This window comes from Pseudomonas sp. GV047 (assembly GCF_003058245.1).
Classification (GTDB): Bacteria; Pseudomonadota; Gammaproteobacteria; order Pseudomonadales; family Pseudomonadaceae; genus Aquipseudomonas; species Aquipseudomonas marginalis.
This window is the reverse complement of the sequence record NZ_QCWA01000007.1, coordinates 184,250-209,115: the sequence shown is the minus strand read 5'-3', so window position 1 is coordinate 209,115 and position 24,866 is coordinate 184,250. Positions and strand designations below refer to the sequence as shown.

22 protein-coding genes are annotated in these 24,866 nt (G+C 64.5%); 6 read left to right on the top strand and 16 right to left on the bottom strand.

The annotated features are described in order from the left end of the window. Window positions 1–239: 239 nt before the first annotated feature. Genes C8K58_RS19810 through gabT form a run of 3 tightly spaced genes read right to left on the bottom strand, consistent with a single transcriptional unit; the run spans window position 240 to window position 2,759 of the window. On the bottom strand, window positions 240–728 hold the full coding sequence (locus C8K58_RS19810) for an Lrp/AsnC family transcriptional regulator (RefSeq protein ID WP_010449292.1): 489 nt from the start codon (window positions 726–728) through the stop codon (window positions 240–242). Between the two features lie 45 nt (window positions 729–773). Beyond that, window positions 774–1,418, bottom strand: a complete 645-nt coding sequence (locus C8K58_RS19805; RefSeq protein ID WP_065940268.1) for a 2-haloalkanoic acid dehalogenase — start codon at window positions 1,416–1,418, stop codon at window positions 774–776. A gap of 48 nt (window positions 1,419–1,466) precedes the next feature. Then, window positions 1,467–2,759 carry a 4-aminobutyrate--2-oxoglutarate transaminase gene (gene gabT, locus C8K58_RS19800; RefSeq protein WP_027607468.1) on the bottom strand — a complete coding sequence of 431 codons (1,293 nt, stop codon included), beginning with the start codon at window positions 2,757–2,759 and terminating at the stop codon, window positions 1,467–1,469. Between the two features lie 194 nt (window positions 2,760–2,953). On the opposite strand from gabT, the gene C8K58_RS19795 reads away from it, so the two are divergent. Then, window positions 2,954–3,880 (top strand): glyoxylate/hydroxypyruvate reductase A, encoded by a 927-nt coding sequence (locus C8K58_RS19795; protein WP_108574167.1) that lies wholly within the window; start codon window positions 2,954–2,956, stop codon window positions 3,878–3,880. Between the two features lie 150 nt (window positions 3,881–4,030). Here the strand turns inward: C8K58_RS19795 and C8K58_RS19790 are convergent, their stop codons facing one another. The 12 genes from C8K58_RS19790 to C8K58_RS19735 form a co-directional block, all read right to left on the bottom strand. Next, window positions 4,031–5,122, bottom strand: coding sequence for a tartrate dehydrogenase (locus tag C8K58_RS19790; RefSeq protein WP_108574166.1), 1,092 nt, complete (start codon window positions 5,120–5,122; stop codon window positions 4,031–4,033). A 20-nt stretch (window positions 5,123–5,142) separates the two neighbouring features. Next, window positions 5,143–6,603 carry an NAD-dependent succinate-semialdehyde dehydrogenase gene (locus C8K58_RS19785; protein ID WP_108574165.1) on the bottom strand — a complete coding sequence of 487 codons (1,461 nt, stop codon included), beginning with the start codon at window positions 6,601–6,603 and terminating at the stop codon, window positions 5,143–5,145. 117 nt (window positions 6,604–6,720) lie between these two features. Further along, window positions 6,721–7,878, bottom strand: a complete 1,158-nt coding sequence (gene argE / locus C8K58_RS19780; protein WP_108574164.1) for an acetylornithine deacetylase — start codon at window positions 7,876–7,878, stop codon at window positions 6,721–6,723. Continuing rightward, complete coding sequence (locus tag C8K58_RS19775) at window positions 7,875–9,029, bottom strand: FAD-binding oxidoreductase (protein WP_108574163.1); 1,155 nt, start codon at window positions 9,027–9,029, stop codon at window positions 7,875–7,877. The genes argE and C8K58_RS19775 overlap by 4 nt, the downstream gene beginning before the upstream one ends. Next, on the bottom strand, window positions 9,026–10,405 hold the full coding sequence (locus tag C8K58_RS19770) for an NAD(P)/FAD-dependent oxidoreductase (protein ID WP_098479063.1): 1,380 nt from the start codon (window positions 10,403–10,405) through the stop codon (window positions 9,026–9,028). Before C8K58_RS19770 ends, C8K58_RS19775 begins: the two co-directional genes overlap by 4 nt. Then, a complete protein-coding gene (locus C8K58_RS19765; protein ID WP_027607461.1) occupies window positions 10,387–10,695 on the bottom strand; it encodes a (2Fe-2S)-binding protein in 309 nt (102 codons plus the stop codon). The genes C8K58_RS19770 and C8K58_RS19765 overlap by 19 nt, the downstream gene beginning before the upstream one ends. Further along, window positions 10,692–12,533, bottom strand: a complete 1,842-nt coding sequence (locus C8K58_RS19760; protein WP_108574162.1) for an ABC transporter ATP-binding protein — start codon at window positions 12,531–12,533, stop codon at window positions 10,692–10,694. The genes C8K58_RS19765 and C8K58_RS19760 overlap by 4 nt, the downstream gene beginning before the upstream one ends. A gap of 1 nt (window position 12,534) precedes the next feature. Continuing rightward, on the bottom strand, window positions 12,535–13,410 hold the full coding sequence (locus tag C8K58_RS19755; protein WP_065940277.1) for an ABC transporter permease: 876 nt from the start codon (window positions 13,408–13,410) through the stop codon (window positions 12,535–12,537). After that, entirely contained in the window at window positions 13,407–14,363 is a 957-nt protein-coding gene (locus C8K58_RS19750) for an ABC transporter permease (protein WP_027607458.1), read from the bottom strand. Before C8K58_RS19750 ends, C8K58_RS19755 begins: the two co-directional genes overlap by 4 nt. Window positions 14,364–14,376: 13 nt before the next feature. Beyond that, the gene (locus C8K58_RS19745; protein WP_027607457.1) at window positions 14,377–16,014 is read right to left on the bottom strand and encodes an ABC transporter substrate-binding protein; all 1,638 of its coding nucleotides are present in this window, start codon (window positions 16,012–16,014) and stop codon (window positions 14,377–14,379) included. Between the two features lie 95 nt (window positions 16,015–16,109). Continuing rightward, the gene (locus C8K58_RS19740) at window positions 16,110–17,384 is read right to left on the bottom strand and encodes an FAD-binding oxidoreductase (RefSeq protein ID WP_108574161.1); all 1,275 of its coding nucleotides are present in this window, start codon (window positions 17,382–17,384) and stop codon (window positions 16,110–16,112) included. 23 nt (window positions 17,385–17,407) lie between these two features. After that, window positions 17,408–18,076, bottom strand: coding sequence for a haloacid dehalogenase type II (locus C8K58_RS19735; RefSeq protein ID WP_065940281.1), 669 nt, complete (start codon window positions 18,074–18,076; stop codon window positions 17,408–17,410). A gap of 1,389 nt (window positions 18,077–19,465) precedes the next feature. On the opposite strand from C8K58_RS19735, the gene C8K58_RS19720 reads away from it, so the two are divergent. Continuing rightward, a complete protein-coding gene (locus C8K58_RS19720) occupies window positions 19,466–20,317 on the top strand; it encodes a GNAT family N-acetyltransferase (RefSeq protein ID WP_092354806.1) in 852 nt (283 codons plus the stop codon). Window positions 20,318–20,339: 22 nt separating this feature from the next. Further along, on the top strand, window positions 20,340–21,053 hold the full coding sequence (locus C8K58_RS19715; protein WP_108574160.1) for a cupin domain-containing protein: 714 nt from the start codon (window positions 20,340–20,342) through the stop codon (window positions 21,051–21,053). 1 nt (window position 21,054) lies between these two features. Here the strand turns inward: C8K58_RS19715 and C8K58_RS19710 are convergent, their stop codons facing one another. Further along, window positions 21,055–21,939, bottom strand: a complete 885-nt coding sequence (locus tag C8K58_RS19710) for a LysR family transcriptional regulator (RefSeq protein ID WP_108574159.1) — start codon at window positions 21,937–21,939, stop codon at window positions 21,055–21,057. 95 nt (window positions 21,940–22,034) lie between these two features. Between C8K58_RS19710 and C8K58_RS19705 the strand changes: the two genes are divergently transcribed. From C8K58_RS19705 to C8K58_RS19695, 3 genes are read left to right on the top strand one after another with little or no spacing between them, the layout of a single operon-like run. Next, the gene (locus C8K58_RS19705; RefSeq protein WP_108574158.1) at window positions 22,035–23,171 is read left to right on the top strand and encodes a DSD1 family PLP-dependent enzyme; all 1,137 of its coding nucleotides are present in this window, start codon (window positions 22,035–22,037) and stop codon (window positions 23,169–23,171) included. Next, a complete protein-coding gene (locus tag C8K58_RS19700; protein WP_092354818.1) occupies window positions 23,161–23,568 on the top strand; it encodes a RidA family protein in 408 nt (135 codons plus the stop codon). Before C8K58_RS19705 ends, C8K58_RS19700 begins: the two co-directional genes overlap by 11 nt. Further along, entirely contained in the window at window positions 23,565–24,737 is a 1,173-nt protein-coding gene (locus C8K58_RS19695; RefSeq protein WP_108574157.1) for an FAD-binding oxidoreductase, read from the top strand. Before C8K58_RS19700 ends, C8K58_RS19695 begins: the two co-directional genes overlap by 4 nt. Window positions 24,738–24,866: the final 129 nt, after the last annotated feature.

Below are 24,866 nucleotides of genomic sequence, written 5' to 3'. Positions count from 1 at the left end.
GCGGCCCCCCAAATCACTGTCGGATTACGGGCACACCGAGCCTGGGCGAGGTGCCGAGTGGTGGGGCGAAGGCCTTTTGCTTACTTTTGGGCCTCTCCAAAAGTGAGTCGCTGTAAGAGCGAAACCCTAAGTGGCCGTTACCGCAGCAACGGATATGTACTCATTCCACGCCAACATCCTGGTCGGCTGTCAGGCCGCCATCAGGTTCAAGCCCCCTCCCACAGGAAAGCGCGCGGATTTCAGTGCCGCAGCAACTTGCGCAACGGCACGCCATCCTTGAGCACCGGTGACTTGATCACGATGTAGCTGAAGTACTTGGAGATGCCAATGTTCTTGTCCAGCAGGCTCTCGACCACTTCCTGGTAGTGCTGGATGCTGCGGGTCATGAAACGCACCAGGTAGTCATAGCCACCACTGATCAGGTGACACTCAAGCACTTCATCCACCAGGCGGATATTCGACTCGAACTTGGCGAAGTCTTCACGCTTGTGGTCGCTGAGGGTGATCTCGGTAAACACCGTCACCGAATCGGTGATCTTGGCCAGGTTCAAGTGCGCCTTGTAGCTGGAAATATACCCGGCCGATTCAAGCCGCTTGACCCGTTGCAGGCAGGGGCTGGCGGACAGGCCCACGGCATCGGCAAGGCTGACATTGGTCATCCGCCCGTCTTTTTGCAGTTCAACCAGAATACTGATGTCGATCCGGTCCAGCTTGACTTGCCCTTCCATCACGTACCTCTTGACTGCCGTTTGTAAGACAATCTTCTAGCAAAATCAGCGCCGTAAAGACAGCTGATGCTGCGCCACCAGATCCGCCATGCTGTTGATGCAGTACTCCGCCGCACAAGGCGAAGGCTGCCGCGCCCGGTGGCGGCCGATCAAACAGCGGTCCAACGCCCCATGTGCGCCGACCGACGGTCGCGTTACATGCAGTACCGGTTGCAGCTGCGCGCCTCGGTCCGTGAGCCATTGCGGGTCTTCGGCGAGGGAAATGAAATCTTCCGGTGCAATCCCCAATCGCTCGCACAACACCCCGCGGTCCTCGGCATCACGGTCGCCACGCACCAGCAAGCGGTAGAACTTGCGCAGGTACAGCATCGCCCCCGGCGCATCCTCGAACAACGACCAATTGCCCGCCGAACGAGCAAAGCTCATGCCCTCCTCCCAACTGGCGTGCAGCCCCCAACTTTCGGCCAGTTGGCGATGGGCAAAACACAACACGCCACTGAAGCCCAGCTCGGCGAAACGCGGGTAGAGCCTGGCAACCTGCGTGTTGAATTCGGCCAGCACCTGATCCTTGGCCGGCTGCCCGCCACGGCTGTCGAGCAGCGGCTGCAACGCCGCCCACACCCCTGAATCGCGATCCACCAGCACTTCATCGCAATCGATCAGCAACGCTCGATAATCTGTCAGTCCCATGTGGGGTCAAGCCTCCAATGCCGCAGTTGGCCCGTAGCGGGCACAGCCTCAGTTCAAGACCCGTGCCAAGGCGCCGTCGAGGATTTCCAGCGCTTCGTCGACCTGGGCTTCGCTGGTCACCAGCGGCGCGAGGAAGCGCAGCACATTGCGATGTACCCCGCACTTGATCACCAGCAAACCACCGGCCCGGGCTGCATCGATCAAGCGTTGATTGAGATCGGCATCCGGGGTGCGGGCCGGGTCATCCTTGATCAACTCCATCGCCAGCATAAAGCCGGTGCCGCGCACATCGCCGATGCGCGAGCAGCGCGCCTGCAAACCGAGCAACCCCTGGCGCAGGCGCTCGCCCAGTACTTGGCTGCGCGCCAGCAACTGCTCCTGCTCGAACGCATCGATCACCGCCAGCGCCGCCGCACAGGCCAGCGCATTACCACCGTAGGTGCCGCCCAGCCCGCCGGGCAGCGGTGCATCCATGATGTGCGCCTTGCCGACCACGCCGGACAACGGCAAGCCGCCGGCCAGGCTCTTGGCCACGGTGACCAGGTCGGGCTGGATACCCGCGTGCTGGAAACCGAACCAGGTGCCGGTGCGACCGAAGCCGGTCTGGATCTCGTCGAGGATCAACACGATGCCATGCTTGTCGGCCAACGCCCGCAACGCCTGGAGAAACTCAGGGGGCGCAGTGAGGAAACCGCCATCGCCCTGCACCGGTTCGATGATGATCGCGGCCACCCGTTCCGGCGCTACCTGGGTCGCCAGCAACTCATCCAGGGCCTTGAGCGCGATGTCGCTGGTCACGCCGCGATAAGCATTCGGGTACGGGGTGTGGAACACCTCCGGCGCAAACGGCCCGAAGTTCTGCTTGTAGGGCTGGCTCATGCCGGTGAGCGTGGTGCCCAGCAATGTGCGCCCGTGGAAACCGCCACGGAAGGCGATGACCGCCGAGCGATTGGTATGGGCGCGGGCGATCTTCACCGCATTTTCCACCGCCTCGGCGCCGGAGGTGAAAAACGCCGCTTTATAGGCTTCCTGGCCGCCGATCATTTCACACAGGCGCTGGGCCAGGGCGAGGTAAGGCTGGTAGGCCACCACCTGGAAGCAGGCATGGGAAACCTTCTGCAACTGGGCCTGCACGGCGGCGACCACCTTGGGGTGGTTATGGCCGATGTTGAGCACACCGATACCGCCGACGAAGTCCAGGTAACGCTTGCCATCCACGTCCCACAATTCGGCGCCCTGGGCGCGGTCGATCACCAGCGGGTGCGCGGTCACCAGGCCACGGGGCACGAACTGCTCGCGCTGACGGAGCAAATGAGGGGTTTCGTCGACTTTGCTATTCATGGCATTTCCCATCGTGAGTCCGGCAACCGGAAGGTGGTTGCGATGCAGTCCAGAGTACGGCCTGCGGGCAACCAACTACGCCGAACTTGCCCCGTGAGAAATTCGGATCAACTGTTTTCGCCCCGCGTTTCAACAGATCCTGCGCCGGGCTTTGGGCGATGATGATGCTTCCGTTTATCCAGCAGGAAATGCCCATGGCCTTGCTCTACAAAGCTGACCCGGTGCGCGGCCGACACTGGCAGGCACTGTTCGCCCAACACGCGCCGGAAATCGAGTGGCGCACCTGGCCCGACCTCGGCAACCCCGACGAGGTCGACTACCTGGCCGCCTGGCAGGCACCGGAAGATCTGGCCCGCATGCTGCCCAACCTGAAGGTGTTGTTCGCCTTGTCGGCCGGTGTCGATCAGTTGGACCTTGATCGCCTGCCTGCGGGCCTGCCGGTGGTGCGCCTGCTGGACCCGGGCATCACCCGCGGCATGTGCGAATACGCCAGTTGGGCGGTGCTGAGCCTGCACCGCGACATGTTGCGCTACCGCCAGCAGCAGGTGGCGCGCTGCTGGCAGGCGCACCTGCTGCAGCCGGCTGCGAACCGGCGCGTGGGGGTGATGGGGTTGGGTGCCCAGGCCCAGCAGATCCTGGCGACCTTGGCCCCCCTGGGCTTTGCCCTGTCCGGCTGGGCGCGCAGTGCGCACCAGGTGTCGGGGGTGGAGTGTTATGCGGGGGAAGCGCAACTGCCGGCGTTTCTCAGCCAGTGCGATATTTTGCTGTGCGTGTTGCCGTTGACGGAGCAGACCCAGGGGATCCTGGACCGGCGCTTGTTTGCGCAACTGCCACGGGGGGCGGGGTTGGTGAATATGGGCCGTGGGGGGCACCTGGTGGAAGAGGATTTGCTCGAGGCGCTGGAGAGTGGGCAGTTGGGTGGTGCGGTGCTGGATGTGCTGCGGGAAGAGCCGGCGGCGCCGGAGCATCCGTTCTGGGGGCATCCGCAGGTGTTATTGACGCCGCATATTGCGGCGATGACCCAGCCGGAAAGTGCGTTTGCGGTGTTGTTGGAAAATATTCGGCGGTTTGAGCGGGGGGAGGAGATGGTGGGTGAGGTGGATCGGTTGCGGGGGTATTGAGTACCTATTCGGTTCCAAGGCCGCAAGAGCAGGCCAAGGTTTACCTGATGTATGCAGATCAAAATGTGGGAGGGGGCTTGCCCCCTCCCACATTTTTAACCCAGTACACCAGGCACAACGCCGGTCGGCTATAAGGCCGCCGCGCTTTGATCAATTCGCCTCAGCCAACCGACTCGCAATGGCCAATCCCACATCCTGAGTCGATCCCCGGCCCCCCAGATCCGGCGTGACCACCCCTTCTGCAATCACCGCCTCAATCGCCCGCAATATCCCATCATGCGCGTCCCGATAACGCCCATCCCCATTGCCCAAGAAGTCCAGCATCAACGCCCCCGACCAGATCATTGCAATCGGATTGGCAATGTTCTGCCCATAGATATCCGGCGCCGACCCATGCACCGGCTCGAACAATGACGGAAACCGCCGCTCCGGATCCAGGTTCGCCGACGGCGCGATCCCGATGGTCCCCGCACACGCCGGCCCCAGGTCCGACAGGATATCGCCAAACAGATTCGAGGCCACCACCACATCAAACCGGTCCGGCTGCAACACAAACCGCGCACACAAAATATCGATGTGCTGCTTGTCCCACGTCACCTCGGGATAGTTCGCCGCCATCAACGCCGTGCGCTCATCCCAGTAAGGCATGCTGATGGAAATCCCATTGGACTTGGTCGCCGCCGTCAGCTTCTTGCGTGGACGGGTCTGGGCCAGGTCGAAGGCGAACTTGAGGATGCGGTCAACCCCGCGTCGAGTGAACACCGACTCCTGCAGCACGAATTCATGCTCGGTGCCTTCGAACATCTTGCCGCCCACCGAGGAGTATTCGCCCTCGGTGTTTTCGCGGATCACCACAAAGTCGATGTCCCCCGGCGCGCGCCCGGCCAAGGGGCATGGCACGCCGGGGAACAGCCGCACCGGGCGGATGTTCACGTACTGGTCGAAGTCGCGGCGTAACTTGAGCAGCGAGCCCCACAGCGAGATGTGGTCCGGGACTTTGTCGGGCCAGCCCACGGCGCCGAAGTAGATCGCGTCAAAGCCCTTGAGCTGCTCGAACCAGTCCTCGGGCATCATCTGCCCGTGTTCCAGGTAGTAATCGCAGTGGGCCCAGTCGAGCACTTCGATGCTCAGGTCCAGGTCCCAGATCCTGGCGGCCTGTTCCAGTACCCGCAGCCCTTCGGGCAGGACTTCCTTGCCGATGCCATCGCCGGCAATCGCGGCGATTCTGAATGCCTTGCTCATGGTGCATGCCTCGCAAAAATTCAGTTCAAGCCGCCGATATGGAAGGCTTTGACTTCAAGGTATTCGTCCAGGCCGTACTTGCTGCCCTCGCGCCCCAGGCCCGATTGCTTGATGCCGCCGAACGGCGCGACCTCCATCGAGATGATCCCGGTGTTGAGCCCGACCATGCCGAACTCCAGGGCCTCACCAAAACGCCACGAACGCTGCAGGTCCTGGGTGAAATAGTAGGCGCCCAGGCCATACGGGGTGGCGTTGGCCAGGGCGAGGGCCTGGGCTTCGTCGGTAAAGCGCATCAGCGGTGCCACCGGGCCGAAGGTTTCTTCATTGGCCAGCAACATCCCGGCGTGGGTATCGCCGAGTACCGTGGGCTGCACGAACTGGCTGTCGCCGCTGGGGACCGCGCCGCACAGCAGCCGGGCGCCCTGGCTCAGGGCGTCGTCGATATGCCGCGCGACTTTGTTCACCGCTGCGGGGTTGATCAGCGGGCCGATAGTCACGCCGTCGTCCAGGCCGTTGCCGACCTTGAGCTTGCCCACCTCTTCCACCAGCCGCGCCGCGAAACGCGCGTAGATACCGTCCTGCACCAGGATGCGGTTGGCGCACACGCAGGTTTGCCCGGCGTTGCGGAACTTGCTGAGCATCACCCCGGCCACCGCCTGTTCGAGGTCGGCGTCGTCGAACACGATAAACGGCGCATTGCCGCCCAGTTCCAGGCTCAAGCGCTTGATGTGCTCGGCGCTCTGGCGCATTAACAGGCGGCCGACGGCGGTGGAGCCGGTAAAGGAAATCTTGCGCACCGCCGGGTTGCCGGTCAGCTCTTCGCCAATGCCGGCGGGCAAGCCGGTGATCACATTGAACACCCCGACCGGAATACCGACGCGCTCGGCCAGCACCGCCAGGGCCAGGGCCGACAGCGGCGTGAAGTCCGAGGGTTTGACGATGATCGGGCAACCGGCGGCCAGGGCCGGTGCGCATTTGCGCGTGATCATCGCGTTGGGGAAATTCCATGGGGTGATGGCGGCGCATACGCCCACCGGTTGCTTGAGGGTCAGCAAACGCCGATCACCACTGGGCGCGGGCATGGTTTCGCCGTAGACCCGGCGCGCTTCCTCGGCGAACCATTTGACGAAACCGGCACCGTAGCGCACTTCGCCACGGGCTTCGTTCAGGGGTTTGCCCTGCTCGCAGGTCATGATCAGCGCCAGGTCATCGAGGTTGTCGATCATCGCCTGGTACCAGCGCTCCAGCAGCGCCGCACGTTCGGCAGCCGGGCGTGCGCGCCAGGCAGGCCAGGCACGCTCGGCGGCTTCGATGGCGCGGCGGGTGTCCACCGCGTCCATGGCCGGCACCTGGGCAATCACGTGGCCGGTGGCCGGGTCGCGGATGTCCAGGGTGGCGCCGCTGTCGGCAGCGATCCACTGGCCATCTACGTAGGCGAGTTCAGCCAGCAGGCTGGGGTCTTGCAAGCGATTCTTGAGCATGGTCGAGTCCTGATCCGAGACACGCTCCAGTCTAGGGAGGTACCGCAAACGAGGATGCCGAAAGCGCGGTTAAAGCAGCGTGCCGTGCTGAAATTGCGCCCAGGACGGCAGGCTCTGCTAGGCCGTCAGCGAACCGAGCAAGCCTTGCAAAAAGCGCTCGCCGGCGTCCATCTGGCTGATCTCGATAAACTCGTCGGGCTTGTGCGCCTGCTCGATGCAACCCGGCCCGCACACCACCACCGGTACGTCCAGGCGCTGCTTGAACAGGCCGCCTTCGGTGCCGAACGAAACCTTGGAGGTGCCGGTGCCCGGCGCGGCGAATTGCTTGAGAAAGCGCACCGCCTCGACACTGGGATGGGTGTCGAGGCCAGGATAGACGTTGATCGTTTCGATCTCGATGGCCGCCACGCTGGACAGCTTCTGCGCCTCACGCACGATCACCTCGGCGCGCTCGCGCATCTGCTCCAGGAACGCGTCCAGGTCGTCCGCCGGCAGGTTGCGCACTTCGAAGTCCAGGGTGCACAGGTTGGGCACGATATTCAGCGCCTTGCCGCCGATAATCTGGCCGACATGCACGGTGCTGTAGGGCACGTCATAGTCGTTGTCCTGGGCGCCGTGGCGTTGCAACTGCTGCTGGCTGTCACGCAGGGCGGCGATAAAGTCGCAGGCCACGTGGATGGCGTTGACCGAGCGCGGCGCCAGGGATGAATGCGCCTCCTGGCCTCGGCAGTACGTGCGGTAGGAGCCCTTGCCCTTGTGGCCGAGGACAAACTGCATGTTGGTCGGCTCGCCGATCACACACAGAAACGGCCGCATCGGCGCCAGGTGCAGCACGTCGAGCAAGCGCCGTACGCCGACGCAGCCGATTTCTTCGTCATGGGACAGGGCCAGTTGCAATGGGCGGTTCAACGTGTGGTCGGCGGCATCCAGCATGGAGTCGATGGCCAGGGCGATAAAGCCCTTCATGTCGCAGCTGCCGCGCCCATAAATGCGCCCGTCCTGAACGGTGGCGGCGAAGGCGGGAAATGTCCAGGCCTGCCCCGCCGCCGGCACCACGTCGGTGTGCCCGGACAGCAGCACGCCGGGCTGTTCCTTGGGCCCGGTGCTGGCGAACAGGTTGGCTTTCTTGCCGCTGGGGTCCTTGACGATCAGCGAGTCGATGCCCTTGCTCAGCAGCAGGTCGCGCACATATTCAATCAAGGCCATGTTCGAGGCCGATGACACGGTGTCGAAGGCCATCAGCTGTTTCAGAATCGCCAATACGCGGGGTTTCATGAGGCCTGGCTCCGTTGCTCGGCAGGTGGGGCGAACCGGGTGATGGAGAATGGCTCGATCGGGGTGCTGGTGCTGCCGGTGGCGAGCAGCTCGGCCATCACATCGCCGACGCCCGGGCCCAGCTGGAAACCGTGGCCGCAGAACCCGAAGGCATAGAACAGCCCGTCGACAGTACCGCTGGGGCCCATCACCGGCAGCGAGTCCGGCAGGTAGCCTTCGATGCCGCTCCACACGCGGATGATGTTCAGGTTGCCGACGCCCGGCAGCAGGCGGCGCATCTGGCTGACCTGGTTGAGGATGCTGCGCGGTTCCACGTAGGCGCGGCGGTTGAGCATGTCCGGCTTGCTGCGGTAGCCGCCGCCGATGACGATATTGCCCCGGGGAATCTGGCGGAAGTAGATCACCTCTTCGGGCACCTTGGTGTACACGCCGATCACCGTGGGCAAGGCATAAGGCACCGGCTCGGTCACGGCCATTTGCGGGCCGTGGGTGTCCAGCGGCACCGGTTCGCCGAACTGCGCCGAGAGCTTCTGGCCCCAGGCGCCGGCGGTGATCAACAGTTGCGCGGCGTGGAACTGGCGGCCGTCGGTGGTGGTGACCTGGAAGTCGGCGCCGACTTTCTGCACCTCGGCCACTTCGGTGCGCTCTTCGATCTGCGCACCCAGGCGCCGGGCGGCGCGGGCAAACGCCGGCGCGGCCAGGCGCGGGTTGGCATGGCCATCGTGGGGCGCGTAGGAGCCACCCTTGACGTCCGGGCCGAGGAAGCCGAAGCGTTGATGCAGTTCGGCGCCACGATAAATCTTCAGGTCCAGTTGTTGCGCTTCCGGTGCGGCGGCGTAGGCCTCCAGCTCGGCAATTTCATCCTCGCGGTAACACACGCGCATATGCCCGCTGGGGATGAATTCCAGGTCGTCGTCGATCAGTTCCGGCAGGCGTTTCCACAGCGCCCAGGAGCGATTAGCCAAGGCCAACTGGCCGAGGAAACGCCCTTGCCGGCGTACATTGCCGAAGTTGACGCCACTGGCGTACTGGCCGATCTGGTCGCGCTCCAGCAGGATCACCGACTGCCCGCGACGGCGCAGAAAAAACGCGGTCGCCGAGCCCATCAGCCCCCCGCCGACAATCACCACATCGGTTTTTTGCACGCTCATGACGAGACCTCCTCGGTGATCAGCATCGACAACGGTTTGACCGGCGCCTGGCCGCGCTGGCGTCCGACCGCCTGCACCGGCACGCCGGCAGCGGCGGCGATCACTTCGGCCCCGGCCTGGGAGCAATAACGCCCCTGGCAACGGCCCATGCCCACGCGGCTGAACGCCTTGGCGCGATTGACTTCGCAGGCGCCCTTCTCCTTCACCGTGCGGCGCAGCTCGCCGGCGCTGATCATCTCGCAGCGGCACACGATGGCGCTGTCCGGCAACGCCTTGGCCTGTTCGCTCGGCCACGGGAACGCCCGGGCCAGGCCCAGGCGGAATTGATCCATCACCGCCAGGGCCTGCTGTTGTTCATCCCGCAGGCCGGTGTCCACCGGTTGTTGCAGGTCTTCCAGCAGCGCCAGCGCCACCAGGCGCCCGGCATGCTCGGCGGCATCGGCGCCGCGAATTTTCGCACCGTCGCCGGCCGCGTACACGCCCTTGACCGAGGTGCGTCCAGCGTCATCCGTGGCCAGCCACCATTGGCTCGATGCCTCATCGAACGCCATGCGACAGCCGGCCAGGTCACCCAGCTGGGTTTCCGGGCGCAGGTGGTAACCCAGCGCAACGGCATCGGCCTGCACCGTGACGGTCTGCCCGTTGCCGGTGGCGAAGCGCACACCGCTCACGCCATTGGCCACGTCGCCCATCACTTGCAGCGGCTTGACCCCGAGGTGCACCGCCACCTTGGCGCGGTACAGTTGCGCCAATAGGGTGATCCCGGTGAACAGCACGCCAGGCCGCGCCAGCAGTTTGGGCAAGGCTTTCAGGCGCAGGCTCAAGGCTGAGGTGTCGAGCACCGCCGCCACCTCGGCGCCGGCCTTCACGTACTGGCTGGCGACCAGGTACAGCAACGGCCCGCTGCCCATGAACACCACGCGATGGCCGATGGACACGGCCTGGTTTTTCAACGCGATCTGCGCCCCGCCCAGGCTGTAGGTGCCCGCCAGTTGCCAGCCCTCGATGGGCATCAGGCGGTCGGTGGCGCCGGTGCAGAGGATCAGTGCGTCGTAATCCACCATGGTGTGGCGGCCCTGGCTCACGCAGCACAGTTGCCCCGGCGTGAGGTTCCACACCAGGGTGTCGGGGCGGTAGTCGATGGCGTCGCGCAGGCGGTCGAAACTCTGGTGCAGGGCCTGGGCCTTGGCGGCCTCGCTGCCGTACAGGGTCGCGTAGTCGCGGGTGAAGCCTTCTGGCTGACGCCGATAGATCTGGCCACCGTCGCGGCGGTTTTCATCGATCAGGATCGGTTTGATCCCGGCCGCCAGCAGGGTTTCGGCGCAGCGCACCCCGGCCGGTCCGGCGCCCACAATAACTACCCGTGCAGTGGCCATGTCGCCTCCGGTTGTGTGGTAACGATATCCAGCCCGTCACGGACTTCATTGGAGCAGGCGCGCAGGCGTTCACCGCTGCGGGTCCACACCCAGCAATCCTGGCACGCGCCCATCAGGCAGAAACCGGCGCGGCGGCCGCTGTCGAATTCCGACTGGCGCAGCGCGTTGCCCTGGGTCAGCAGCGCGACCATCAGGGTGTCGCCCTGCAGGGCTTGGACGGCAGCGCCATCCACGGTCAGGCTGACCGTCGGCCGGCCCTGTTCGGCCAGCCTCACAAAACGCGCGCTCATGCATAGGCTCCCACAGTGAGGGTGTTGACGCCCTGCTGGGTATCCAGCAAATGGGCGCTGTCGTGGTGGCAAAGGATTTCACCACCGTCGTCAAGGCGGCGGCGCGGCGGCGCGGTGCGGTTGCACAGACCGTCGACGCGCACCGGGCAGCGATTGAGGAAGGTGCACAGCTGCGGCCCATTGGCCCGCTCGCCGAGCGCCGGCAGCGTGTCGCCTGCAGTACCGCAGGTTTCCAGCCAGCCCTGGCGCAACTCGGGCACCGAGTGAATCAACAGGTCGGTGTAAGGATGGAACGGCGGCTCGGCAAACGCCTGGCGACTGCCGGCCTGGACCTTGCGGCCGCTGTACATCACCACAATGTCATCGCACAGCGCGCGCACGGTGGAAATATCGTGGCTGATAAACAGGTACGACACCCCCAGTTGCTGGCGCAGGTCGCGCAACAGTTCGAGAATCGCCGCACCCACCACGGTGTCGAGAGCCGAGGTCACTTCATCGCAGAGGATCAGGTCGGGCTTGGCCGCCAGCGCGCGGGCCAGGTTGACCCGCTGCTTTTGCCCGCCGGACAGCTCATTCGGGCGCCGTTCGGCGAGGTCCCGGGGCAGGCGCACCAGGTCGAGCAGTTCGCCGATGCGGGTTTGCAGCGCCGCGCCCTTGAGGCCGAAATACATTTTCAACGGCCGACCGATGATGGCCGCCACACTGTGCATGGGGTTGAGCGCGGTGTCGGCGTTCTGGAACACCATCTGGATCCGCCGGAACTGTTCCGGGGTGCGCTCGGCGAGGCTGCCGCCCAAGGGTTGCCCGTCGAAGGCCAGGCCGCCGAGGGCCGGGGTCAGCAACCCCGCCACCACCCGGGCCAGGGTGGACTTGCCCGAGCCCGACTCGCCGATCACGCCGATGGCCTGGCCACGGCGCACGGTGAGGTCGATGTCTTCCAATACCCGAATCGACGGCATGCCGTGCAGGTTCTTGTTGCCGTAGCCGGCGGTAAGGCCGGTGATGGTCAGCAGCGGTACCTCCCCGGCGACGCCGCAGGGCGGCCGAATGGTGGTGTCGGGCCGTGCGGCGGCCAGCAGGCTGCGGGTGTAGGCGTGAGCCGGGGCATTGAGCAGCGGCGCCGTGGCGCTCTGTTCGAGGATCTGCCCGCCGTTGAGCACCACGATCTGGTCGGCCATTTGCGCCACCACCGCCAGGTCGTGTGACACGTACACCGCCGTGGCACCGCGCTCACGCACCACGCGCTTGAAGGCACGCAGCACGTCGATCTGGGTGGTCACGTCCAGGGCGGTGGTCGGCTCGTCGAGCACCACCAGCAGCGGGTCACTGATCAACGCCATCGCCGCCATCACCCGTTGCAGCTGCCCGCCGGAGACCTGGTGCGGGTAGCGCTGGCCGATGCGTTCCGGGCCCGGCAGCGCCAGGTCGCGGAACAGTCCGATGGCCTTGGCGTGCAGCTCGGCGCGCGTGCCCAGGCCGTGGATCAGCGCGCCTTCGATGACCTGGTCGATGAGTCTTTTCGCCGGGTTGAATGCGGCGGCGGCACTTTGCGCGATATAGGACACACGGTTGCCGCGCAGGCCTTGCAGTTGGTGTTCGCCCAGGGCGAGCATGTCGTGCTCGCCGACCTGCACCACACCGCCGGACAGCCGACAGCCGCGCCGTGCATACCCCAGCAAGGCCAGGGCGATAGTGGTCTTGCCCGAGCCGGACTCGCCGATCAACGCCAGCACTTCACCTTGTTTCAGGGCAAAGCTCACGCCCTTGACGATTTCCACCTCGCCGCGCTCGCCACAGGCGACCACGCGCAGGTCTTCGACGCGAATCAATTCAGTCATTTCAATGGCCTCCCGTGCGTCGACTACGTCGCGACGACAGATAGTCGATCAGCAGATTCACGCCGATGGTCAGCGTGCCGATGGCCAGCGCCGGAAGGATGATGGCCAGCGCGCCCTGGTTGAGGCCGCCGATGTTTTCCCGCACCAGCGAGCCGAGGTCGGCATCCGGCGGTTGCACACCCAGGCCAAGAAAACTCATGCCGCTGAGCAACAGCACGATGTAGCCGAAACGCAGGCCCAGGTCGGTCAGGACCGGGTTGAGCATGTTCGGCAGGATCTCCACGCACGCCACGTAAAGCCGGCGCTCGCCACGGGTACGCGCGACCTGCACGTACTCCAGGGCTTCGATGTTGACCGCCATGCTGCGGGCGACGCGGAAGGAGCCGGGGATATAGCTGATCACGGCCGTACAGATCAGCAGCGTCACCGATGAGCCAAACGCCGAGACCATGATCAACGCGAGCATTTTGCTCGGGATCGAAATAAAGGCGTCCATGATGCGGCTGATGATCTCGTCCAGCCACTTGGGCGAGACCACCGACAACAGCGCACAGCCGGTGCCGAAGGTGCTGGCCAGTAACGCCGCCACCAGCGCCAGCCCGACAGTAAAGCGCGCGCCCACCAGTATCCGGCTGAGCATGTCGCGGCCCAGGTAATCGGTGCCGAATGGATGCGCGAGGCTGAAGCCTTCGAAGATGTTATCGGACACCACCTCCCCCACCGGATGGGGCGCCAGCCACGGACCGAGCAGCGCCACCAGCAGCCAGGCGACACACACCACGCCGCCCAGCAGCCCCAGCCACGACGGGCCGCTGGACACCTTGGCGAGTGCCAGGGCGGAGGAGACAGGCTTGGATTTCGCAATGAGGTTGTTCATTGGTTTCTCAGCCTCGGATTGGACAGGATCGCGCACAGGTCGGCGAGCAGCACCAGGCCCAGGTACGCCGCGCAGAACAACATGGTGCACGCCTGCACCAGCGCCATGTCGCGGTTGGTCACGGCATCGACCATCAAGCTGGCAATGCCGGGGTAGTTGAAAATGGTTTCGACGATCACCACCCCGCCCAACAGGTACGACAGGCTCAGGGCGATGGCGTTGGCAATCGGCCCGATGGCATTGGGCAAGGCATGGCGCAGCACGATGCGGATCGGGCTGACGCCCTTGAGGCGCGCCATTTCCACATAGGGACTGTCGAGCTGGTCGATCACGGCGGCGCGGGTCATGCGCGCCATTTGCGCGACGATCACGCAGCACAGCGTCATCACCGGCAAGGCATAGGTGCGCATGAATTGCAGCGGTGAACTGATGTCGCTGGCATAGGAGAGCGCCGACAACCAACCGAGGTTGACCGCAAAGATCAGCACCGCCAGGGTCGCCACCAGGAATTCCGGCACCGCGACCATCGCCAGGGTGATAAAGCTCAGGCAACTGTCGATGCGCCCGCCCCGGCCCATCGCCGAGCCGATGCCGAGCACCAGTGCCACCGGCACCGAGACCAGCGCCGTGGCGCCCGCCAGCATCAGGGTGTTGGGCACCCGGCCCGCCATCAGCTCACCGACCGGCATGGCGTTGGAGACCGATACGCCCATGTCGCCGCTGAGCAGGCTCATCAACCAGTGCAGGTACCGCAACACACCGGGCTGGTCCAACCCCAGTTTCAGGCGCAGGGCCGCCACCTGTTCAGGGGTCGCGAACTGGCCCAGGGATTGTTGCGCCGCGTCCCCCGGCAGTACCGCCGTGATCGCGAACACGACCATGGACACGATCAACAAGGTCAAGGCCCCGGCGCCGAAGCGCCGGCCGATCAACCACAGTGTATTGCTATTCATCCCACCACCCTCCTCAAGCGTCCAACCACACCTGCTCGGCAAACATGTAGCCCATGAAACCGCCCAGTGGGTTGCTGTCGTAGCCTTTGATGCGCTGGTCGACGCCGTCGATATTGCTGATGAACACCGGCACGCCGATGCCGCAGTGGTCGTGCACCAGGACCTGCATGTCGCCATACATCTTGGCGCGCTTGGCGTCGTCGGTTTCGCCACGGGCCAGCATCAGCAACTGGTCGAACTGATCGTTCTGCCAGCCGGACTCGTTCCACGGCGCCTTGGACTGGAAGAACTGCGAGAACATCACGTCGGCATTCGGCCGGGGGTTGATGTTGCCGAAGCTCAGCGGATGCTTCATCCAGTGGTTGGACCAGTAGCCGTCGCTCGGCAGGCGGTTCACGTCGAGCTTGAGCCCGGCCTGTTTGGCCGATTGCTGCAACAGCACGGCGATGTCCACCGAGCCGGTGGCGGCAGGCGAGGCCATCACGGGCATGGTGATGCTTTCCATGCCGGCTTTCTTCAGCAGGAACCTGGCTTTTTCCGGGTCGTAGACCGTCTGCGGCAAGTCGGTATTGAAGTAGCGCGAACCCGGCGCAATCGGGTGGTCGTTGCCCACCACCGCAAAGCCACGGAACACCGCGGACTTGACCTGTTCACGGTCGAGCAGCAGCTTCATGGCCTGGGTGAATTCCGGGCTTTTGCCGGGCAGTTGGTCCTGGCGAATGATCAGGTCAGTGTAGTTGCCCGACGGCGCGTCGACGACGCGGTGCTTGGCGCTGGCCTTGATGCGCGTGGTGGAGCGCGGGTTGACCTCGTTGATCATGTGCACATCGCCCGACAGCAGTGCATTGACCCGCGATGGCTCGTCGGCAATCGCGATGAACTCGATCTCGTCGAGGTACGGCAGGCCCGGTTTCCAGTAGTTCTTGTTGCGCACCGCAATCGAACGCACGCCGGGCTTGAACTCGCCCACGGTGAACGGTCCGGTGCCGATGCCTTTACTGAAGTCGCTGGTGCCCTCGGGGACGATCAACAGGTGGGACACCGCGAGGATCGACGGCAATTCGGCGTTGGCCGCGCTGAGGCGGATCTGCACTTCGTTCGGCCCGCTGGCCTTGATCTCGGCGAACTGCTCCATCAGCGGCATGACCTTGGAACCGGTCAGCGGGTCTTTGTGGCGGTTGAGGGAGAACACCACGTCGGCGGCGGTCAGGGCCTTGCCGTTGTGGAAGGTCACGTCCTTGCGCAGGGTAATGGTCCAGACGGTGGCGTCGGTGTTGTCGATGCGCTCGGCCAGTTCCAGTTGCGGCACCAGGTGCTTATCGAAGCGGGTCAGGCCGTTGTAGAACATGTAGTGGCGCACATAGTCGGTGGACAGCGCGCCCTTGGCCGGGTCGAGGGTATCGGCGGTGGAGCTGGACATGCCGGCCACGCGGATCTTGCCGCCTGGCTTGCCTTTGCCGGCCACGGCGGCCTCGTCGGCGAACAGCTTGCCGGCGGCGCCGAACAGGCTGCCGGCACCGGCGGCGGCGACACCGGCCACACCGAGCATTTGCAGGGCGTTGCGGCGCGACATGCCACGGTTGAGACGTTCGAACACCCGCAGGCTGTCCTGGCCGGAGATGAGTTCGGGGGTGTTTTTGTTGTCAGTCATAGCAAGGCTACCTGTCGATAATCGGAAGAATCGAGTGCTCACGGATGTCCGGAGCGTCCTGGAAACACAAACGACGGTGACGCAACAACGGCGACTCAGTGCAGATAGTCCTGGAAGCGGTAGTAAGCCCCCACGAACGGCAGGAACCACGGCTTGCCGAAATGCCCGGGAATCGCCGGCCATTCCAGTTCGCGCCAGGGGTTGGCCGCGGTATTGCCGGCCATGACCTCGGCCATTACCTGGCCCATGTGCACCGACATCTGCACGCCATGGCCGCTGTAGCCCATGGAGTGGAACACGCCGCCATGCTGGCCGGCGCGGGGCAGGCGGTCGGACGTCATGTCCACCAGGCCACCCCAGCAGTAGTCGATCTTCACGTGCGCCAACTGCGGGAACATGTTCAGCATCGCCGCTTGCAGGACCTTGCCGCTCTTGGCGTCGGAGACGCTGTCGGACATGGCAAACCGCGCACGCCCGCCAAACAGCAGACGGTTGTCCGGGGTCAGGCGAAAGTAGTTGCCGATCATGCGGCTGGTCACATAGGCGCGGTGCCGGGGCAGCAACTGGTCGATCAGCGCCTGGGGCAAGACTTCGGTGGCGATGACAAAACTGCCCACCGGCACAATGCGCCGGCGGTACCAGCCGAGGTCGCCATGCTGGCAGGCACCGGTGGCCAGCAGCACTTGCCCGGCGTGCAGTGAACCCTTGGCGGTGTTGACCTGGTAACCGCCGGCCTGGGCCTGCCAATCCTTGACCTGGGTGTGCTCATAGATCATCGCACCACGCCGCGCCGCCGCTTCGGCCAGGCCGACGCCGAAGCGGCCGACGTGCATCTGCACGCCGTTGCGCTGCAGCAGGCCGCCATGAAACTGCGCCGAATTGACCTCAGCACGGGTCTGTTCGGCACTGAGCAGCTCGACCTCGGCATCCACCTCCTGGCGGATCAGCTCGCAGGTACGCGCCAGGCCTTCGTAGTGCATCGGCTTGGCCGCCAGCTTGAGCTTGCCGTTGCGCACCAGGTCGCAGGCAATGCCTTCCTGCTCGACCAGTGACACCACGGTGTGCACGGCACTTTCATAGGCCTGGTAATAGGCGCGTGCCTTGGCGGCGCCGAGGCTGGCGTGCAGCCCGGCGTAATCCTGGGCCACCCCGGTGTTGCACTGCCCACCGTTGCGTCCCGAGGCCTCGCCGATCACCCGCCCGGCGTCGAGCACCACCACACTGGCGCCCTTGAGCGCCAACGCCCGCGCTGCCGCCAGGCCGGTGAACCCGCCGCCGACCACAGCCACATCGACCTGGCTGGGCAAACCACCCAGCCGGGCACCGGTAAACGCCGGTGCGGTGTCGAGCCAATAGGATTCACTGCCCATGTCTTGCCCTCAGAGGTGTGCGATTACAGACCGACCAGCGCCGGCAGCCCACCGATATCGGTGATCTGCTGGTAACCGTAGAACGCGTTCCCCGGCACTTCGTGGCCACGGGCAACGAAGGCTTTGTTTTTGATCTTCATGTCATGGGCCGGCATCAGGTCGTAACGGAAGCTGGACGACACATGCAAGATGTCTTCCGGGCCGCACCCGAGGTTGTCGAGCATGAACTCAAACGCGGCCAGGCGCGGCTTGTAGGCCTGGGCCTGCTCGGCGGTGAACACCTTGTGGAACGGCGCGCCGAGCTTGTCGACGTTGGACATGATCTGGCTGTCGCTGGCATTGGAGAAGATCACCAGGGGAATCTTGTCGGCAATTTTCGACAGCCCGGCCGGCACGTCCGCATGGGGGCCCCAGGTCGGCACGGCGTCGTAATACAGCTGGCCTTCCTCGCGATAGTCGATACCCCAGCGCTTGCAGGTACGAGCCAGGGCGGTCTTGAGGATTTCATCGTAGGGGCGCCAGTCGCCCATGACCTGGTCGAGGCGGTAGGCCGAGAAATCCTTGACGAACTGGTCCATCTGCTCGGGCGTGATGCGATCGGCGAACAGCTCGCGGGTCATGGTGCCCATATGGAAGTTGGTCAGCGTACCGTAGCAGTCGAACGTAATGAATTTGGGACGAAGAAAGCTCATTGAGTGCGGTCCTGGAGTTCGTTGAGTGTGACAAGCGTTCGCTGCCCTGGCGGCGCGTCGGCCTCGTTGCAGCACAGGTTCATTACACCACTGTGAAATCAGCATATGCCGTCTAAAAAGACCTGCGCTCAATACAAACCACCGTTTTGGTGGCCGGGCTCAGCAGACTTTGCGGTGCGCGCCAGGCTTGGGCAGGGCCAGTGTTTGTGCGCTTTTAGGGGGCTTTTCGGGGTGCAGAGGCTTAAGCACGGGGGTGGGGGCGGCAGAAAGTGTGGCGGGTTGAACGGTGGGAGGGAGCTGGGTTCCGTGGCGGCCTTCGGGCCGACCATGTCGTTGGGTTTGACTGAGTACATATCCGTTGCTGCGGTCACGGCCACCTAGGGTTCCGCTCTTACAGCGGCTCACTTTTGGAAGGACCCAAAAGTAAGCAAAAGGTCCTCGCCCCACCACTCGGTACCTCGCCTAGGCTCGGTATGCCCTCACTCCGGCTTGAATCCGTGGGCCGCCGTCATGGGCCATCCCTGGCCCAGGACGGCTAACCCGGCGTCCTGCCGGGTTACCCACGGATTCAAGCCTGCGTTCGGCCAGCGTGGTTAACGGGGCGCCTGAGATCAAGATCAAAAGCCAGAGCCAGAGCCAGATCAAAAGATTGCTGACTTCGTCAGCGATTAAGGAAGTAGAAGCCACACCGCGCACGCTTCAATAATCAGGTCGGCTTTAAGGCCGCCTCGCTTTTGTTTTTGATTTGGCATCGCCCCGTCAAACACGCTGGCCGAACGCAGGCTTTGGAGCGTGGGTAACCCGGCAGGACGCCGGGTTAGCCGCGCTGGGCCAGGGATGGCCCATCGCGGCGGCCCACGCTCCAAAGCCGGAGTGAGGGCATGCCGAGCCTAGGCGAGGCACCGAGTGTTGGGGCGAAGACCTTTTGGTTACTTTTGGGTCTTTCCAAAAGTGACCCGCTGTAAGAGCGGAACCATAGGCAGCCGTTACCGCAGCAACGGATATGTACTCACCCCCCAAAAAAAGCGGTCGGCCCGAAGGCCGCCACGGAAGCAAGTGCCCTCGCCACAGACCGCTGAAAAAAATGTGTAGATACTTATGCCCCGATGGCAGTGGGTCAGCTACAGATGTATCCACTGACACGGCCTCATCGGGAGCAAGCCCCCTCCCACATTTGTACCGTGTACACCCTTCCTACTCCAGTTGGCTCCAACGCCAACCCCATGGCATTTGCTGCTGCCCCCCAACCCCAATTAAGTAGTAACTGTGGTCTCGCCCCGCACACCGCGAGGAATCTACCGAATATTCCCGGCCCCCTTGCCAGCCTCCAACCCAGGTGGGATACAAGCAACCTGACACCGCCAAAACAACGCTCTACGGAGGCTCGCCATGTCCGCCCTGCCACACCCCACTTATCTCTACCGCCCAATGACCGCAGCCGATCTGCCGGCCGCCCACGATTTGTCGGTGCAACTCAAATGGCCTCACCGCCTGGAAGACTGGGCAATGTTGCAACGGGTCAGCGACGGCTTCGTGGTCATGGATGGCGAGCGGCTGATCGGCAGCGCGTTCACCTGCCCCCAGGGCGACTACGCCACCATCGGCCTGGTGATCGTCAGCAATGACTACCAGGGCCAGGGCATCGGCCGGCGCTTGATGGAGAAGGCCATTGCCGCTTGCGATACGCGCACGCCGGTCCTCAACGCCACCCTCGCCGGCGCGCCGTTGTATGCCAGCCAGGGGTTCGTCGAGTTCGGCCGGGTGCAGCAGCATCAGGGCCAGGCGGTGGTGCCCGCGCTGCCGACGCTGGCCGACGGCGAAACCTGCCGGGCGCTTAACGCCGATGATCACGCCAGCCTGCTCGCGCTGGCCAAGGCCGCCAGCGGTATGGACCGCCGTGAAGTGCTGCGTGACCTGCAGGTGGAGCACGCCGTGGGTATCGAACGCGACGGCCGGCTACGCGGCTTCGCCCTGCTGCGGCCGTTTGGGCGTGGGCGTTGCATCGGCCCGGTGGTGGCGGAAAATATCGAGCAGGCCAAGTACCTGATCGCCACCTTGCTGGCCCAGGTGCCGGACACCTTTGTGCGCATCGACATTCCCGTTGCCTGCGGCCTCAGCGACTGGCTCGAACAGGCCGGCCTGAAGAACATCGACACCGTCGCGCAAATGGCCCTGGGTACGCCACCCCAGGCCAGCCAAGGCGTCCACCCCTTTGCCCTGATCACCCAGGCGATCGGCTGACTTTTCTCCCGGAGCACTCCCCATGTCATCTCCCCGTATCCTGCTGTTGGCACGCGCCGACGGCAGCCGCGTTGCCACGTCTTTCAACAAAGCCGCCTTGAGCGCGCTGGACCCGTTCGGCGACAGCCGCCAACTCGCCTGGATGGGCGACGATGGCGTGTCAGCCGGCGTGGTGTCCTTCAGCGGCGAAGCGGTGATCGAAGAGTTCCCCCACAGCGAAACGCTGGTGGTACATGCAGGCCATGTCGTGCTCAGTGACGCGGAACAGACCTTGGAATTGGACGTCGGCGCCAGCGCCGTCATCGGCTTCGGCACACGCCTCACGGTGCAGGCCAGTGCAGGCAGCGAATGGGCGTTCTGCGCAGTCGAGCAGGCCGATGCCCCGGTGTCCCCCGGCCTGACCCTGCTCGAGCCGCACACTCTGCTCAACTCCTCCGCCGCGCCGGAACCGCAGATACTGATCGGCCCTACCCCGCAGTGCCGCGCCCTCAACCTGTTCGACGATGCCGTGACCGAGCTGCGCATCGGCATCTGGGACTCGACGCCCTACGCCCGCCACGGCCGCCCGCACAAACTGCACGAACTGATGCACCTGCTCGAAGGCCGCGTCACCCTGCAGGGCAACGAAGGTGGCGAAGTCACGGTGAATACCGGCGACACCGTGTTCGTGGCCAAGGGCGCGCCCTGCGCCTGGACCAGCACGGTGTACGTGCGCAAGGTCTACGCGGTGAAGTGACTCAGGCCTTCAACGCCTCTTCCAGAAACGTCACCAACGCCTGTACGCGCGGGCTGCGCAGTTTGCGCGACGGCACCAGCAGCAGCACCGGTGCGCTGTCAAAGCTCCAGTCCGCCAACACACGTACCAGGCTGCCGCTGGCCACGGCGTCACTCACGTCCCACTGCGAACGCAGCACCAGCCCCAAGCCTTGCTCGGCCCAACGTCGGGCAACACTGCCATCGTTGCTCAACAACGCAGGTTCCACGCGCAGGGTCTTGCGGCCCTGGCCTTTGCGCAGGTGCCACAGGGTCACGTCCTCATCATTTTCCCGAATGCAGATGCAGCGATGGGACGCCAGCTCGTCCGGCGCAGACGGCACGCCATGGGCGTGCAGGTAGGCCGGGCTGGCGCACAACCAGCGCTCGTTTGGTGTCAGTGGCCGCGCGGTCCACAAGCTGTCATTCAGATGGCCGATGTGAACCACCGCATCGCTGTCATGGCGATCGGGCCAGGGCGTCTCGCGCAAATCCAAGTGCAAACACAGCTGCGGGTGCAGTTTGGCAAACCGCGCCAACAGCGGTGCGATGCGCTGGCGGCCATAGCCAAACGGCGCCGCCACCCTCAAGGTGCCCATCAGGGTTTCATCCTTGTGCCGGAACGACTCCGGCAGCGCCTCAAGCTGTTCCAGCAACAGCGCGCTCTCCCGCGAAAAACGCTCGCCATCCGCCGTCAGGCTGAGGCGCCGCGCATCGCGATTGGCCAGGCTCAGCCCGAGCAGCGTCTCCAACTTGCGCAGGCGCATGGACAACGCCGGCGGCGACACATTCAGGGTGCGGGCGGCGGCGCTCAGCGACTCCGAGCGGGCCAGGGTCACGGCAAGGCGCAGGTCTTCGATGGAAATCATTCAATTTTACTTAATGATTGATGAGCACCGATTGAACCACAGGTTAACAACAGCTGAGTAGAGTGCAGCCTGTCCCCCGCCACACGAGGTCCGCCATGTCCACGCCGATTGCTTCCCTCGACACGCCCGCCGCGCTCGTCGACATCCCGCAGATGCAGCGCAATATCCAGCGCATGCAAGAGCGCATGAACAGCCTGGGCGTGCGTTTGCGCCCGCATATCAAGACCAGCAAGTGCCTGCCGGTGATCCACGCCCAGATCGCCGCCGGGGCCAGCGGTGTCACAGTGTCCACCCTCAAGGAAGCCGAGCATTGTTTCGCCGCCGGCATCCGCGATGTGTTCTACGCCGTGGCCATCGCCCCGGGCAAACTGCCCCAGGCCCTGGCCCTGTGGCGCAAAGGCTGCAACCTCAGCCTGCTCACCGACAGCGTCCCGGGCGCCGAGGCCATCGTCGCTTTCGCACAGCAGCATGAAGCACGCTTCGACGTGTGGATCGAAATCGATTGCGACGGCCATCGCTCCGGCCTGGCCGCGCAGGACCCTGTACTTATCGACGTCGCCCGCATCCTCAGCGAGGGCGGCCTGCACCTGCGTGGCGTGATGACCCACGCCGGCTCGAGCTACGAGCTGGACAGCCTTGAACCCCTGCAAGCGCTGGCCGAACAGGAACGCGCACTTTGCGTACACGCCGCAGACACCCTCCGCGCAGCCGGGCTGGCGTGCCCCGAGGTCAGCATCGGCTCCACTCCCACGGCCCTCTCGGCGCTGAACCTGGACGGCGTCACCGAAGTGCGCGCGGGGGTGTATGTGTTCTTCGACCTGGTCATGCGCAACATCGGCGTGTGCCAGGCCGATGAGTTGGCGCTGAGCGTACTGACCACCGTGATCGGCCATCAGCCGGACAAAGGCTGGATCATCACCGACGCCGGTTGGATGGCCATGAGCCGTGACCGTGGCACCCAGCGCCAGCACCAGGACTTCGGTTACGGCCAAGTGTGCAGCGAAGCGGGCGACTGGATCGACGGCGCGCGGGTCAGCGCTGCCAACCAGGAACACGGCATCGTCAGCCTGGGCGCTGCCCACAGTGACGCGCTTGTCACGCGCTTTCCCATCGGCAGTCGGCTGCGCATCCTGCCCAACCATGCCTGTGCCACCGGCGCGCAGTTCCCGGATTATCACGCGGTGGAGGCCGATGGCAGCGTGCACACCTGGAGTCGCCTGCATGGCTGGTAATCGCATCCACTCGATTCATAGCCCCCACGCGGCACCGCCGGGCGGGCACTATTCCCAGGCGGTGGCACACGGCGGCGTGCTGTATGTGTCGGGGCAACTGCCGGTACGCGCCAATGGCGAGCACAGCGCCGGGCAACCGTTCGCGGTGCAAGCCTCGCTTGCCCTGGATAACCTGGTGGCGATCCTCGGTGAAGCGGGCCTGAGCCTCGGTGACCTGCTCAAAGTGACGGTCTACGTGGTCGGCATCGAACACTGGCCCGCCTTTGATCAAATTTATGCGCGCTGCCTGGGTGAACATAAACCGGCCCGCGCCGTGGTGCCCGTGCCGGTGCTGCACCATGGCTACCTGATCGAAATCGAAGCGGTGGCCCGTGCCACACAGGAGCAGCCTGCATGAACCCGCAAAAAAGCGCTGTGCTGATCATCGGCGGCGGCATCATGGGCGCCTCGTCGGCGTTTTTCCTGCGCCGCCGCGGCTGCTCGGTCACGCTGCTGGAACGCGACCAGATCGGTCAGTACGCCAGCGGTGTGAACTTCGGCAATGTGCGCCGCCAGGGCCGCTACCTGGGGCAACTGGAACTGGCCAACCGTTCATGGGCACTGTGGAAGCGCCTGCCGGAGCTGATCGACGACGACCTGGAATTCATCCCCAGCGGCCACATGCGCGTGTGCTATCGCGAAGATGAAATCGCTGAACTGGAGGCCTACGCCGCTGCGCCGGAAGCCGCGCAACTGGACCTGAAAATCTATCGCGGCGCCGAGTTGCACCAGCGTTTCGGTTTCCTCGGCCCCGAGGTGAAAGGCGGCTCCTACGCGCCCCACGACGGCCACGCCAACCCACGCCTGGCCGCGCCGGCGTTTGCCCGCGCCGCACGGCGCCTCGGTGCACGCATCGAGGAAAAAACCGAAGTCGCCGACGTGGAAAAGGTCAACGGCCTGTTCCACGTCACCACCACCGACGGTCAGTTGTTTGTTGCCGAGCAATTGTTGATTACCGCCGGCGCCTGGGCCGCGCGCCTGTCCGAGCGCTTCGGCGAGCCGGTGCCGCTGGAGCCCAACGGCCCGCAGATGTCGGTGACGGAACCGGTGCCCTATGCGCTGAAAACCGTGATCGGTGTGTTCACCAAGCTCAAGGAAGAGGTGATCTACTTCCGCCAGATCCCGCGCGGCAACATCATCATCGGTGGCGGCGCCCGCTGCACGCCGGACATGCTCAACCGCCGCGCGTTTTTCAAGCCCGAGAGCCTGCTCAACCAGATGCGCCAGATGAAACGGCTGTTACCGGGCGCCGAGAAACTGAACATCATCCGCGTGTGGAGCGGCATCGAAAGCTATACACCCGACTCCCTGCCGGTGATGGGCCCCAGCGGCAGCGTGGACGGGCTGTTTTATGCCTTCGGCTTCTGCGGCCACGGCTTCCAGCTCGGCCCGGGCGTGGGGGATGTGATGGCCGAACTGATCAGCACCGGCAGTACCAGCACCTTGATCAGCCCGTTCGATATCCGGCGCTTTACCCAACCTTCGACGGTGCCGGCAAACGCCCCCACCACAGGAAAACTCATATGAGCCTCACCCGCCTGCCGGATTCAGCAGATTATCCCTTGCAGCGTTGAATAACGGCATCTTTGCGCGGGAGCCTTTTGCTAGCTTATCCGGACACCGGGCCGTGCTGTTTGCAACGCCTATTACCGCTCC

What these genes read in the sequence shown, in the direction of transcription:
- C8K58_RS19785 (WP_108574165.1), bottom strand. Translation starts at nt 6,603, where the DNA reads ATGCTCAAGAATCGCTTGCAAGACCCCAGCCTGCTGGCTGAACTCGCC.
- C8K58_RS19720 (WP_092354806.1), top strand. Translation starts at nt 19,466, where the DNA reads ATGTCCGCCCTGCCACACCCCACTTATCTCTACCGCCCAATGACCGCA.
- C8K58_RS19715 (WP_108574160.1), top strand. Translation starts at nt 20,340, where the DNA reads ATGTCATCTCCCCGTATCCTGCTGTTGGCACGCGCCGACGGCAGCCGC.
- C8K58_RS19755 (WP_065940277.1), bottom strand. Translation starts at nt 13,410, where the DNA reads ATGAACAACCTCATTGCGAAATCCAAGCCTGTCTCCTCCGCCCTGGCA.
- C8K58_RS19705 (WP_108574158.1), top strand. Translation starts at nt 22,035, where the DNA reads ATGTCCACGCCGATTGCTTCCCTCGACACGCCCGCCGCGCTCGTCGAC.
- C8K58_RS19810 (WP_010449292.1), bottom strand. Translation starts at nt 728, where the DNA reads ATGGAAGGGCAAGTCAAGCTGGACCGGATCGACATCAGTATTCTGGTT.
- C8K58_RS19775 (WP_108574163.1), bottom strand. Translation starts at nt 9,029, where the DNA reads ATGAGCGTGCAAAAAACCGATGTGGTGATTGTCGGCGGGGGGCTGATG.
- C8K58_RS19740 (WP_108574161.1), bottom strand. Translation starts at nt 17,384, where the DNA reads ATGGGCAGTGAATCCTATTGGCTCGACACCGCACCGGCGTTTACCGGT.
- C8K58_RS19695 (WP_108574157.1), top strand. Translation starts at nt 23,565, where the DNA reads ATGAACCCGCAAAAAAGCGCTGTGCTGATCATCGGCGGCGGCATCATG.
- C8K58_RS19735 (WP_065940281.1), bottom strand. Translation starts at nt 18,076, where the DNA reads ATGAGCTTTCTTCGTCCCAAATTCATTACGTTCGACTGCTACGGTACG.
- gabT (WP_027607468.1), bottom strand. Translation starts at nt 2,759, where the DNA reads ATGAATAGCAAAGTCGACGAAACCCCTCATTTGCTCCGTCAGCGCGAG.
- C8K58_RS19700 (WP_092354818.1), top strand. Translation starts at nt 23,161, where the DNA reads ATGGCTGGTAATCGCATCCACTCGATTCATAGCCCCCACGCGGCACCG.
- C8K58_RS19805 (WP_065940268.1), bottom strand. Translation starts at nt 1,418, where the DNA reads ATGGGACTGACAGATTATCGAGCGTTGCTGATCGATTGCGATGAAGTG.
- C8K58_RS19745 (WP_027607457.1), bottom strand. Translation starts at nt 16,014, where the DNA reads ATGACTGACAACAAAAACACCCCCGAACTCATCTCCGGCCAGGACAGC.
- C8K58_RS19795 (WP_108574167.1), top strand. Translation starts at nt 2,954, where the DNA reads ATGGCCTTGCTCTACAAAGCTGACCCGGTGCGCGGCCGACACTGGCAG.
- C8K58_RS19750 (WP_027607458.1), bottom strand. Translation starts at nt 14,363, where the DNA reads ATGAATAGCAATACACTGTGGTTGATCGGCCGGCGCTTCGGCGCCGGG.
- C8K58_RS19760 (WP_108574162.1), bottom strand. Translation starts at nt 12,533, where the DNA reads ATGACTGAATTGATTCGCGTCGAAGACCTGCGCGTGGTCGCCTGTGGC.
- C8K58_RS19770 (WP_098479063.1), bottom strand. Translation starts at nt 10,405, where the DNA reads ATGGCCACTGCACGGGTAGTTATTGTGGGCGCCGGACCGGCCGGGGTG.
- C8K58_RS19765 (WP_027607461.1), bottom strand. Translation starts at nt 10,695, where the DNA reads ATGAGCGCGCGTTTTGTGAGGCTGGCCGAACAGGGCCGGCCGACGGTC.
- C8K58_RS19790 (WP_108574166.1), bottom strand. Translation starts at nt 5,122, where the DNA reads ATGAGCAAGGCATTCAGAATCGCCGCGATTGCCGGCGATGGCATCGGC.
- argE (WP_108574164.1), bottom strand. Translation starts at nt 7,878, where the DNA reads ATGAAACCCCGCGTATTGGCGATTCTGAAACAGCTGATGGCCTTCGAC.
- C8K58_RS19710 (WP_108574159.1), bottom strand. Translation starts at nt 21,939, where the DNA reads ATGATTTCCATCGAAGACCTGCGCCTTGCCGTGACCCTGGCCCGCTCG.